Source organism: Polaromonas sp. (genome assembly GCF_041689105.1).
Lineage (GTDB): Bacteria > Pseudomonadota > Gammaproteobacteria > Burkholderiales > Burkholderiaceae_C > Polaromonas.
In genome coordinates, this window is sequence record NZ_JBDNGU010000148.1 from 72,386 (window position 1) to 83,769 (window position 11,384).

Annotated in this window: 13 protein-coding genes; all 13 read right to left on the reverse strand. The window is 60.1% G+C overall.

Features of this window, described 5'->3' with window-relative positions; translation table 11 throughout:
* Positions 1–22: 22 nt before the first annotated feature.
* Positions 23–1,843 carry an FAD-dependent oxidoreductase gene (locus tag ACESMT_RS15590; RefSeq protein WP_372827505.1) on the reverse strand — a complete coding sequence of 607 codons (1,821 nt, stop codon included), beginning with the start codon at positions 1,841–1,843 and terminating at the stop codon, positions 23–25.
* Positions 1,844–1,974: 131 nt separating this feature from the next.
* Positions 1,975–2,151: a hypothetical protein gene (locus ACESMT_RS15595; protein ID WP_372827506.1), complete on the reverse strand. Its 177-nt coding sequence runs from the start codon at positions 2,149–2,151 to the stop codon at positions 1,975–1,977.
* A 234-nt stretch (positions 2,152–2,385) separates the two neighbouring features.
* Positions 2,386–2,865, reverse strand: coding sequence for a VOC family protein (locus ACESMT_RS15600; RefSeq protein WP_372827520.1), 480 nt, complete (start codon positions 2,863–2,865; stop codon positions 2,386–2,388).
* A gap of 20 nt (positions 2,866–2,885) precedes the next feature.
* Positions 2,886–3,167, reverse strand: a complete 282-nt coding sequence (locus tag ACESMT_RS15605) for a cupin domain-containing protein (protein WP_372827507.1) — start codon at positions 3,165–3,167, stop codon at positions 2,886–2,888.
* 17 nt (positions 3,168–3,184) lie between these two features.
* A complete protein-coding gene (locus ACESMT_RS15610) occupies positions 3,185–5,311 on the reverse strand; it encodes a biotin carboxylase N-terminal domain-containing protein (RefSeq protein WP_372827508.1) in 2,127 nt (708 codons plus the stop codon).
* Positions 5,312–5,435: 124 nt separating this feature from the next.
* Positions 5,436–6,968, reverse strand: a complete 1,533-nt coding sequence (locus tag ACESMT_RS15615) for an acyl-CoA carboxylase subunit beta (protein WP_372827509.1) — start codon at positions 6,966–6,968, stop codon at positions 5,436–5,438.
* A 46-nt stretch (positions 6,969–7,014) separates the two neighbouring features.
* Positions 7,015–8,022, reverse strand: coding sequence for a methylmalonyl Co-A mutase-associated GTPase MeaB (gene meaB, locus ACESMT_RS15620; RefSeq protein ID WP_372827510.1), 1,008 nt, complete (start codon positions 8,020–8,022; stop codon positions 7,015–7,017).
* A complete protein-coding gene (locus ACESMT_RS15625) occupies positions 8,015–8,620 on the reverse strand; it encodes a PIN domain-containing protein (protein ID WP_372827511.1) in 606 nt (201 codons plus the stop codon). Before ACESMT_RS15625 ends, meaB begins: the two co-directional genes overlap by 8 nt.
* A 32-nt stretch (positions 8,621–8,652) precedes the next feature.
* A complete protein-coding gene (locus ACESMT_RS15630) occupies positions 8,653–8,886 on the reverse strand; it encodes a hypothetical protein (protein WP_372827521.1) in 234 nt (77 codons plus the stop codon).
* Position 8,887: 1 nt separating this feature from the next.
* A complete protein-coding gene (locus tag ACESMT_RS15635; RefSeq protein WP_372827512.1) occupies positions 8,888–9,325 on the reverse strand; it encodes a hypothetical protein in 438 nt (145 codons plus the stop codon).
* Positions 9,326–9,334: 9 nt separating this feature from the next.
* Positions 9,335–9,673, reverse strand: coding sequence for a hypothetical protein (locus ACESMT_RS15640; protein WP_372827513.1), 339 nt, complete (start codon positions 9,671–9,673; stop codon positions 9,335–9,337).
* A gap of 61 nt (positions 9,674–9,734) precedes the next feature.
* On the reverse strand, positions 9,735–10,022 hold the full coding sequence (locus ACESMT_RS15645) for a toxin-antitoxin system HicB family antitoxin (protein ID WP_372827514.1): 288 nt from the start codon (positions 10,020–10,022) through the stop codon (positions 9,735–9,737).
* Between the two features lie 42 nt (positions 10,023–10,064).
* The coding region (locus ACESMT_RS15650; protein WP_372827515.1) for a methylmalonyl-CoA mutase family protein at positions 10,065–11,384 on the reverse strand (1,320 nt) is incomplete at its 5' end.

Here is an 11,384-nt window from a genome sequence, read left to right on the forward strand (position 1 = left end):
GAGAGGGAACAAATACAGTGATTCATGCCATCACCCCCACACGCCGGTCCCGACAGGACGGCCCGGCCTGCGTCGTCTCCAGCAAAAACTTCTGCATGTCCCAGGCCCCGGTCGGGCAACGCTCGGCGCACAGGCCGCAGTGCAGGCAGACATCTTCGTCCTTGACCATGACCCGACCGGTTTTGAGTTCGCCCGACACATACAGGTCTTGCGCCAGGTTCAGTGCCGGGGCTTTCAGGCGGACGCGCAAGTCAGGCTCTTCGCCGTTGGCGGTAAAACTGATGCAGTCCATCGGGCAGATATCCACACAGGCGTCGCATTCGATGCAGGCTGGCGCCGCAAACACGGTCTGCACATCGCAGTTCAGGCAGCGCCCTGCCTCCTTGAAAGCTGTCGCCGCATCAAAGCCCAACTCCACCTCGACACGTATATTGGCCAGCGCCACCTCGGCCTTGGCCCAGGGCACCTTGAAGCGGGCGTCGTTGGAGGTGTCGTTGTCGTAGCTCCACTCATGAATGCCCATCTTGGTGGACATCAGATTCGTCATCGGGTCAGGCCGGCGCCGGATGTCTTCACCATTGAGAAAGCGGTCTATCGACACCGCCGCTTCATGCCCGTGGGCCACCGCCGTGATGATGTTCTTGGGGCCAAAGGCCGAGTCGCCGCCGAAAAACACATTCGGCAGGCTGGACCGGAACGTCTGCTTGTCAAGTATGGGCAGGCCCCACTCATCAAAGCGGATGCCGCTGTCCCGCTCTATCCACGGAAAGGCGTTCTCCTGCCCCACAGCGATCAGCACCGCATCACATGTGACCAGCACGTCGGGTTCACCAGTGGCGACCAGGCTGCGTTTGCCTTTGACGTCATAAACCGCCTTGACCACTTCAAAGGTCATGCCGGTGAGCTTGCCGCCGCTGTGCTCAAACGATTTAGGCACATGAAAATTGAGGATGGGAATGCCCTCATGCTGCGCATCCTCCTTCTCCCAGGGCGAGGCCTTCATCTCATCAAAGCCGCTGCGCACGATGACCTTCACGTCGGTACCGCCCAGGCGGCGCGCCGACCGGCAGCAGTCCATGGCGGTGTTGCCGCCGCCCAGCACAATCACGCGCTTGCCAATCGTGCTGATGTGCCCAAAAGACACCGAGGCCAGCCAGTCGATGCCGATGTGGATGTTCTCTGTGACGTCCTGTCGGCCCGGCAGGTTCAGGTCGCGCCCGCGCGGTGCGCCGCAGCCGACAAACACGGCGTCGTAGCCTTGCGCAAGCAAGCCCTTCATCGACTCGATGCGCTGACCGCTGTTGAACCGCACGCCCAGGTCCAGGATGTAGCCGGTTTCTTCGTCGATCACCGACTCGGGCAGGCGAAACCGCGGAATCTGCGTGCGGATAAAGCCGCCGGCCTTGGTCTCACCATCAAACACCGTGACCTCATAACCCAGCGGCGCCAGATCGCGCGCCACGGTCAAGGAGGCCGGACCGGCACCTACGCAGGCGATACGTTTGCCGTTTTTCGGTGACAGCTGGGGCATGCGCTGGCGGACATCGTTTTTCATGTCGGCTGCCACGCGTTTGAGCCGGCAAATCGCCACCGGTTCCGGCAACTCCCCGTTGTTCTCCTCGACCCGGCTGCGGCGGCACGCCGGCTCGCAGGGCCGGTCGCAGGTTCGGCCCAGAATGCCGGGGAACACATTCGACACCCAGTTGACCATGTAGGCATCGGTGTAACGACCCTGGCCAATCAGGCGTATGTATTCAGGAACAGGGGTGTGGGCCGGACAGGCCCATTGGCAATCAACGACCTTGTGGAAATAGGACGGATTGGCTACGTTGGTTGGCTGCAAGCGCTGTCTCCTTTGCCGCCTCGAGCCGTGCGAATGCGGCCAGGTGGTCAGGCCAGTTTACGCCCGGCATGCGGGGAAACGTTCTCGGGTGAATCCCTCAGTACAAGAGCGCTCTGCCTGTGACAGTGACTTCAGGGCGGGGTCATGCGGCCAGACGCGGCGCCGGACTCCAGATCGAGAAACAGCGTCATAGCCATCTCGCGCAGTCCGTCGTCGTCGCTGCAATGCGCTGTGGTGAGCTGGCCCAGCGCATAACGCCGGTCGCACTGCATCATCGCGCTGCTGATCCAGATGCCGTGGTCAGCCATCCGCCGCACGAACGCATGGACCAGCGCCGACTGCGCAACAGCGCAGCTGCACCAAGGGGGCGCAGACCGGAAGGCACATGTCCTGGCGGCTCTCGTGTCGGCTCGGGAATCCGTGGATCGCATCGCAAGCTCCTGATTGACTTCCCACAGCTTACGGCGGGATCCACTTTGGCCAATGGCGGAAAAAAGGCCAGAAATGCACTCAATTCCGGCCTTGTGCCTGCACGGACAGGCTCAGGAGGCCGCAGCCAGCGCGCTGAAAGCCTTCACCACCTCGGGCGGCGCCTGCACCAGCTCGATCAGCACACCCTCCCCGGCAATCGGGAACTCGTCGCTGGCCTTGGGATGCAGAAAACAGATGTCGAAACCCGCCGCACCCTGGCGAATGCCGCCCGGAGCAAATCGCACACCCTGGGCCGTCAGCCACTCCACCGCTTTGGGCAGATTGTCAATCCACAAACCGACGTGGTTCAGCGGTGTCTGGTGCACCGCCGGCTTTTTCTCCGGATTGATGGGTTGCATCAGATCAACCTCGACCTTGAACGACCCGCTGCCGATGGCGCAAATGTCTTCATCCACATTCTCGCGCTCGCTGACAAAGTTGCCGGTGACTTCCAGCCCCAGCATGTCCACCCACAGCGTGCGCAGGCGGTCTTTGCTGGTAGCACCCAGGGCGATTTGCTGAATGCCCAGAACCTTGAAAGGCCTGTCCAGGGCTTGCTGAAGGGGGCTGCTCACGGCGCCACCACTTCCCTGCGTGCCGACAAATAGGCCACGCCAGCGGGCCCTGCACTTTCAAGGTGAACCGTCCCGGCCGGCAGACGGAAGATGTCACCCGCTGCGTAGGTGCGCGCCACGCCATCAACAACCAGCGTGATGTCTCCAGAGAGAATCAGCGCACAGGCGTCAAAGGCGTGCTGATGTTCACCAAGGCTGTACCCCACAGCTCGTTCAATGTTCACAGCCGGGCTATAACCTTCGGCCAGCACAGAGGCTTCAAATTCATCGGTTGTCATGCGTCACTCCTTGATGTTCAGGAAAATTCCACAATCGGCTGGTCCACGCTGAGCGACTCGCCCTTGGTGGCCAGCACCTTGCCCACCACGCCGTCGGCGGTGGCAAACAGCACGTTTTCCATCTTCATCGCCTCAATCACGGCGACCCGTTCACCCGCCTGCACTTTTTGCCCCGGCTGCACTGCCACCTCGACCAGCAGGCCTGGCATGGGCGACAGCACAAACCGGCTCATATCGGGCGGCGCCTTGTAAGGCATCAGCGCGTGAAGCTTCGCCGCACGGGGTGTCAGAACCATCGCGTCGAGCCGGGTCCCGTTGTGGGCGATGCGGATGGCCAGCGGATTGCGACCCACGCCCCGCTCGACCTGCGCGGCGAACGGCTGCCCATTCGCTGTTCCGCGAATCCGGGCACCACCGAGGTGCCAGTTGCTACAGATTTCATAGCTGCTGGCGCCCGTCTCCACGCGGCTGGAACCCGACTGGGCCTGGTAGTCTTTCACCCAAGCTGCCTGCGACGTGTTTTTACCCGCGGCGCCCAGACCAACCACCACAAACTCTTCGCCCACCGTCACGCCGTGGCCCGGCATCTGACCGCTGATGCCTGCAGCGCGGCCCAGCATGCGGCGATTTACATAGGCTGCCAACGCCACCAGAAAGTCCGGATCGGCATGCGGCACGTCTTCGGCGTGAAAGCCCTGGCTGTAGTTCTCGGCGATGAAGCCCGTATTGAAATCACCCGCCACGAACTTCGGATGCGCCAGCAAGGCCGCCTGGAAAGGAATGTTGCTGCTGATGCCGCGGATCACAAACCCGTTGAGCGCTTCGCGCATTTTCGCAATCGCCTCCAGCCGGTCCTTGCCGTGCACGATGAGCTTGGCGATCATCGAGTCGTAATACATCGGGATCTCGCCGCCGTCCTGCACGCCGGTATCGACGCGGACGCCGTAAAAGCCACCCTCACCCCTGCCCTCTCCCGAGGGGAGAGGGAGTTGACTGCCCCCTCTCCCGCTTGCGGGAGAGGGTTGGGGTGAGGGTCCCCCAGCCGCAAACATGGTTTCCTTGGGCGGCTGAAAGCGCACCAGCCGGCCGGTCGATGGCAAAAAGCTGCGGAAAGGGTCTTCGGCATTGATGCGGCACTCGATGGCCCAGCCTTCGCGTTTGACCTCAGCCTGTGTCAAAGGCAGCTTCTCGCCTGCAGCCACACGAATCATCAGCTCCACCAGATCCAGCCCGGTGATGCACTCCGTCACCGGGTGCTCCACCTGCAGCCGGGTGTTCATCTCGAGGAAGTAAAAACTCTGGTCCTTGCCAACCACAAACTCCACCGTGCCGGCGCTCTGGTACTTCACCGCCTTGGCCAGCAGCACCGCCTGCTCGCCCATGGCCTTGCGCGTCGCATCGCTGATGAAGGGCGACGGCGCTTCTTCGATCACCTTCTGATGCCGGCGCTGGATGGAGCACTCCCGCTCGTTCAGGTAAATCACATTGCCCTGGCTGTCGCCAATCAGCTGAATCTCGATGTGGCGCGGCTCCTCGACAAATTTCTCAATGAACACGCGGTCGTCGCCAAAGCTGTTGCGCGCCTCGTTGCGGCAACTTGTGAAACCTTCGAAAGCTTCCTTGTCATTGAAGGCCACGCGTAAGCCTTTGCCACCGCCGCCAGCCGAGGCTTTGATCATCACCGGGTAGCCAATGCCCTTGGCAATCTCGACGGCCTTCTCGGCATTTTCAATCGCATCGTTCACACCCGGAATGCGGTTGACCCCCGCAGCGCCAGCAAGCTTCTTCGACTCGATCTTGTCGCCCATCGCCGCAATCGAATAATGCTTGGGGCCGATGAAGACGATGCCATCTTCTTCCACGCGTTTGGCAAAGCCAGCGTTTTCGCTGAGGAAGCCATAGCCGGGATGCACCGCCTGCGCACCCGTCTGCTTGCAGGCGGCAATGATTTTTTCGGCCTGCAAGTAACTGTCGCGGCTGGGCGCCGGTCCGATGTGCACCGCCTCGTCCGCCAGTTCGACATGGCGCGCGTCCTTGTCGGCATCGGAGTAAACCGCCACGGTCTTGATACCCATCTTGCGGGCCGTCAGGATGACGCGGCAGGCGATTTCGCCGCGGTTGGCGATCAGGATTTTGGTAAACATGTCGATTCCTTAGAACTTGTCATGCCGGACTTGATCCGGTATCCAGGCTGTTTGTTCGTTGGCATAAGTATGGGCAATCAGTAAGCATGGGAAATGGATTGCGGGTCAGGCCCGCAATGACAGATCAGAGTGGAATGTTGCCGTGTTTGCGCCACGGGTTTTCCAGCTTCTTGTCTTTCAGCATCACCAGCGAGCGGCAAATCCGCCTGCGGGTTTCGTGCGGAAGGATCACGTCGTCGATAAAACCGCGCGCGCCGGCGACAAACGGGTTGGCAAAACGCGCCTTGTACTCGGCTTCTTTCGCGGCGAGTTTGACCGGGTCCTTGCGGTCTTCGCGGAAGATGATTTCCACCGCGCCCTTAGCGCCCATCACCGCGATCTCGGCGTTCGGCCAGGCAAAGTTGACATCGCCGCGCAGGTGTTTGGATGACATCACGTCGTACGCGCCTCCGTAGGCCTTGCGCGTGATGACGGTGATTTTCGGCACCGTGCATTCGGCGTAGGCGTAGAGCAGCTTGGCGCCGTGTTTGATGATGCCGCCGTACTCCTGGCTGGTACCTGGCATGAAGCCAGGCACGTCGACAAAGGTGATGACCGGGATGTTGAAGGCATCGCAGAAGCGCACAAAGCGTGCGGCCTTGATCGAGCTCTTGATGTCCAGGCAGCCGGCCAGCACCAGAGGCTGGTTGGCGACGATGCCGACTGACTGGCCTTCCATGCGGGCAAAACCGATGATGATGTTTTTGGCGTACTCAGGCTGTATCTCAAAGAAGTCGCCGTCGTCCACCGTCTTGGTGATCAGCTCCTTCATGTCGTACGGCTTGTTCGGGTTCTCCGGCACCAGGGTGTCCAGGCTCAGGTCCATGCGCGCCGCCGGGTCGGCGCTCGGGCGTATCGGTGCTTTCTCCCGGTTGTTCAGCGGCAGGTAGTTGTAAAGCCGGCGCAGCATCAGCAGCGCTTCCACATCGTTTTCAAACGCCAGGTCGGCCACGCCGCTGCGTGTGGTGTGGGTGGTGGCGCCGCCCAGTTCCTCGGCCGTCACTTCTTCATGCGTGACTGTTTTCACCACTTCGGGGCCGGTGACGAACATATAAGAGCTGTCCTTCACCATGAAGATGAAGTCGGTCATGGCCGGCGAATACACCGCACCCCCGGCGCAGGGGCCCATGACTATGCTGATTTGCGGCACCACACCCGAGGCCATCACATTGCGCTGGAAAACGTCGGCATAACCGCCCAGCGAAGCCACGCCTTCCTGGATGCGGGCACCGCCGGAATCGTTGAGGCCGATCACCGGCGCGCCAACCTTCATGGCCTGGTCCATCACCTTGCAGATTTTTTCGGCGTGGGCTTCGCTAAGCGCGCCGCCGAAGACCGTGAAGTCCTGGCTGAACACAAACACCAGGCGGCCGTTGATCATGCCGTAGCCCGTCACCACGCCGTCACCCGGCGGCCGGTTGTCGGCCATGCCAAAGTCGGTGCAGCGGTGCTCGACAAACATGTCCCACTCTTCAAACGTGCCTTCGTCGAGCAGCAGTTCCAGCCGCTCACGCGCCGTCAGTTTGCCCTTGCCATGTTGCGCATCAATGCGCTTTTGCCCACCACCGAGTCGGGCTGCGGCACGCTTTTTTTCAAGTTGTTCAAGAATTTCCTGCATGGTCCGCTTTCTGTATGCTTTGTTTTGCTATTTATTTGATAGCTTCTTATGCTCGTCCGGTATGGGCTGCAAGTAGATTTCGTGCTGCAGTTGAGGCTGGCACACTGCCATTGGCGACCTGGGCCACCAGGGCTGGCAGCATGGCGTTGACGGCCGGGTCTTTACGAAAAGCCTGCTTCAGCCCGGCGTCGATACGCTCCCACATCCAGGACAGCGACTGCTGTTGGCGCCGAGCGGCCAACCGGCCGTTGGCGGTCTGTATCGTCTTGAACTGCGTCACCGCCGTCCAGAATTCATCGACCCCTTTGTTGTGCAGCGCACTGAGCTGGATCACCTGCGGATGCCAGAAGGTGTCATACGCCGCAGCCTGGGCGCCGCCCATGGCGTTATTGACCAGGCCAAAAAGACGCATAGCCGAGGTGATCTGGGCCTGGGCGCGCATCGCCGCATCGGCATCGATGTCGGCCTTGTTGATGATGACCAGGTCGGCGAGCTCCATCACGCCCTTCTTGATCGCCTGCAGGTCATCACCCGCGTTAGGCAGTTGCATCAGCACAAACATGTCGGTCATGTTGGCCACAGCGGTCTCACTCTGGCCCACACCCACGGTTTCCACAATCACCACGTCGTAACCGGCTGCTTCACAGACCAGCATGGCCTCGCGCGTTTTTTCCGCCACACCACCCAAGGTGCCACTGGACGGGCTAGGCCGGATATAGGCCTTCTCGTGCACCGAGAGTTGCTCCATGCGCGTCTTGTCGCCAAGGATGGAGCCGCCCGACACGCTCGACGAGGGGTCGATGGTCAACACCGCCACGCGGTGGCCAAGGGCAATCAGGTACAGACCCAGCACTTCGATGAAGGTGGATTTGCCGACGCCAGGCACGCCGCTGATACCGAGGCGGAAGGCCTGACCGGTACGCGGCAACAAGGCGGTCAGCAGCTCATCGCCCTGCGCGCGGTGGTCTGCGCGGGTTGACTCCAGCAAGGTGATGGCTTTGGCGATGGCGCGCCGCTGAGCGGCAGGATCACCTTTCAATATGCCATCAAGCATTCAGCCGCTCCTGATAAAGCACCTTCTGCTTCTCAACAGAGATGAAGCCTTGGCTAACCAATCCTTGAAAAATTTCATCAATTTGTGCCTCATCAAGCCTTTCAGCGAATGCAACTTTCTTCAGGTTGTTTTTCAGCGTCGCCTGAGTGCTCGGGCGATTTCCTACACGCTCTCTAAGCCAATCGGCAGCAGCGCTAAGCTGATCAGCTGGTTTAATGGCAAGTGCTCGTTTAAATAGTGGGATTGCAGCCAAGTCAGGGGCCTTCGCCGAGTAAATTCCCCTAATTCTCAGGTGCGCCAAGAGCGAGTCGTAATCCCGATCCTTTGCAACAATATGAAAAAATGCATCGGGAAATTGCTGTGACAGCTCACCGAGATAAAAAGCAAGATGCATATCAAGTGCATCCGGCCCTTGCTTGGCAACTCGCACGTACTTAGCACGAGCACCCAACTCTTGCATGGCAATAACCACATTAGTAGCCAATCGGGTTTGATGTGGCCCTACGAAAACATGAACCTGCACATCGTCAATTGCAAGAGCGGGTAACAAGTCAGGTTGCACGTTCTCGAAATCGACCAAAATAATCTGCGTTCTCATCTGAATCCTATTTCGGAGTTATCCCGAGAAGCTCAGCTACCGAGCGCAGCCTTGATCTGCTCCAGAACGTCCTTGGCGCTGGCCGGGATCGGTGTGCCCGGGCCGTAAATGCCTTTCACACCCGCTTCATACAGCATCTCGTAGTCCTGCCGCGGAATCACGCCGTCCATGAAAACGCCAATGCCGTCGGCATCCTGCTTCAGATTCGGGGGCTGAACCCTGCCATCGGAGCAGGGCGATGCGTTGTTGACAATCATAAATTTCATCTCAATCCTGCAAGTAAATGCAGCCTATTTCCAACGCCTGCTCGGGTGTGCCGAACCAAGCGCCACCCTGGGTCTGGAACGTGCTTGGTTCATAGCGTTCGTTGCTGTAGGTGTAGAACGCATAGCTCCAGCGGTCTTTGGCAAAGTGCCTCAGACGCCCCAGGGGTGTTGGGCGCTTGCGGTAGCTCTCAATTGCCTCCTCCAAATTCAACGCTGGATCCTTGCGCCAGTACTCGATCAGTTGAGGCTCCGGGTCGCGGTAGGCGTCGATGTAGCACAACGCACCGCGAAAGCGCACTTCAAGCCGCGCTTTCGCGGCATGGCCCAGCGTCTCAAAGTAACGCTGCAAGCGCTGCTCGGTTTCGCGCTTGACAGCTTCCGTCGGCTTGACGCCCCCTGAATGGGGGTCAAGGCCCCAAGCTTTAGACAATGCGGGCATTCATGCTCCTCACAAAATCTCAAACGCCCGACCATCGGGCAGGCGATAGCGCGAAAAGTCGCGCTGGTCCATGGTCATGATGCTGGTCACACCCGTGTCTGAAGCCAGCCATACCAGCGAAGCGTCGGCAAGATCCATTTTTATCTTGGGTGTTTCTGTATAGCGGCGCATCAGCTCGACCATGGCTTCCAACGCATGCTGATCAAACGGAAACACGGAAACGCCGCCAGCAGCTACCCAGCGCAGCATGGCAAAGCTCTGCGGAGGTGACAACAAATGGCTGACCTCCACCACGCACGGCCATGTGGTCGCCAGCGACCAAAGTTCCTCGGAAGCGCGCTTGAACAAGGTCCGATAGTGCGCTGTGCGGGGCTGATTCAGCCCAAATGCAGCCACCATCGGCCCCGCATTAACCAGTACGGCGGACACTGTGCTTCTCGCTCAGCTTCTTGACCAGCGCCTTGCGCGAGCCTTCGGTGTCGTAAGGCTGCTCTTCACCTTCAAATTTTTTGATCAAACGATAGTCCGCGCGCTCCTCCTCCGCTTTCAGGTTCATCATCAGCTCATAGGGGTTCCTGCGGCCCAGCGCGCGCTCAACCGCACCAATCACAAATTGCGTTTTGGTCACACCTTGTCGCTTGGCGGCCAGTTCAAGCTCACGCTCCAGCAAAGGGTCCATGCGGACAGAAATAGTCATGGCGGACTCCTGGTTGTATTACAAAAATACCGTAACACAATCTCAGTTTCTTGCCGCCATGGCTTTTTTGATCTGCTCCAGCACATCCTTGGCGCTGGCCGGGATCGGCGTGCCCGGGCCGTAAATGCCCTTCACGCCGGCCTCGTAAAGCATTTCGTAGTCCTGCCGCGGGATCACGCCGCCGACAAACACGATGATGTCGTCGGCGCCCTGCTTCTTCAGTTCGGCGATGATGGCGGGCACCAGGGTTTTGTGCCCTGCCGCCAGGGTCGAGACGCCCACCGCATGCACGTCGTTTTCAATCGCCTGACGCGCGCATTCTTCGGGCGTCTGGAACAGCGGGCCCATGTCAACGTCGAAGCCCAGGTCGGCAAAAGCCGTGGCCACCACTTTGGCACCGCGGTCGTGGCCGTCCTGGCCGAGTTTGGAGATCATCACGCGCGGCCGACGGCCCTGCGCCTCGGCAAAAGCATTGATCTCGGTCTTGAGGTTTTCCCAGCCCTCGGCCGAGTCATAAGCTGCTGCATACACACCGGTCACCTTTTGCGTATCGGCGCGGTGGCGCCCGTAAACTTTTTCAAGAGCATCGCTGACCTCACCCACGGTGGCGCGCAGGCGCACGGCTTTGATGCACAGGTCCAGCAGGTTGCCGTTGTTATTCTCGGCGGCTGCCGTCAAGGCGTCCAGTGCGGCTTGCACGGCAGCGCCATCACGGCTGGCGCGTATGGCTTTGAGGCGGGTGATCTGCCCGTCGCGCACGGCCACGTTGTCGATGTCGCGCGTTTCAATCGCATCCTCGGTCTTGAGCTTGTACTTGTTGACGCCAACGATCACGTCCTTGCCGCTGTCGATACGCGCCTGCTTTTCGGCGGCTGCTGCCTCAATCTTGAGCTTGGCCCAGCCACTGTCCACGGCCTTGGTCATGCCGCCCATCGCATCGACTTCTTCGATGATGGCCCAGGCCGCGTCGGCCATGTCTTGCGTGAGTTTTTCCATCATGTAGCTGCCGGCCCAAGGGTCGATCACATGCGGGATATGCGTTTCTTCCTGAATGATGAGCTGGGTGTTGCGGGCGATGCGCGACGAAAACTCGGTGGGCAAGGCAATCGCCTCGTCAAAGCTGTTGGTGTGCAGGCTTTGCGTGCCGCCAAAGACCGCGGCCATGGCCTCGATGGTGGTGCGCACCACATTGTTGTAGGGGTCTTGCTCCGTCAGGCTCCAGCCGCTGGTCTGGCAGTGGGTGCGCAACATCAGGCTCTTGGGGCTTTTGGCGTTGAAGTCTTTCATGATGCGGCACCAGAGCAGGCGCGCGGCGCGCATCTTGGCGACTTCGAGGTAGAAGTTCATGCCGATGGCCCAGAA

Coding starts and splice junctions, on each gene's coding strand:
- ACESMT_RS15595 (WP_372827506.1), bottom strand. CDS start 2,151: ATGGCTGACCACGGCATCTGGATCAGCAGCGCGATGATGCAGTGCGAC.
- ACESMT_RS15605 (WP_372827507.1), bottom strand. CDS start 3,167: ATGACAACCGATGAATTTGAAGCCTCTGTGCTGGCCGAAGGTTATAGC.
- ACESMT_RS15610 (WP_372827508.1), bottom strand. CDS start 5,311: ATGTTTACCAAAATCCTGATCGCCAACCGCGGCGAAATCGCCTGCCGC.
- ACESMT_RS15615 (WP_372827509.1), bottom strand. CDS start 6,968: ATGCAGGAAATTCTTGAACAACTTGAAAAAAAGCGTGCCGCAGCCCGA.
- meaB (WP_372827510.1), bottom strand. CDS start 8,022: ATGCTTGATGGCATATTGAAAGGTGATCCTGCCGCTCAGCGGCGCGCC.
- ACESMT_RS15625 (WP_372827511.1), bottom strand. CDS start 8,620: ATGAGAACGCAGATTATTTTGGTCGATTTCGAGAACGTGCAACCTGAC.
- ACESMT_RS15630 (WP_372827521.1), bottom strand. CDS start 8,886: ATGAAATTTATGATTGTCAACAACGCATCGCCCTGCTCCGATGGCAGG.
- ACESMT_RS15635 (WP_372827512.1), bottom strand. CDS start 9,325: ATGCCCGCATTGTCTAAAGCTTGGGGCCTTGACCCCCATTCAGGGGGC.
- ACESMT_RS15645 (WP_372827514.1), bottom strand. CDS start 10,022: ATGACTATTTCTGTCCGCATGGACCCTTTGCTGGAGCGTGAGCTTGAA.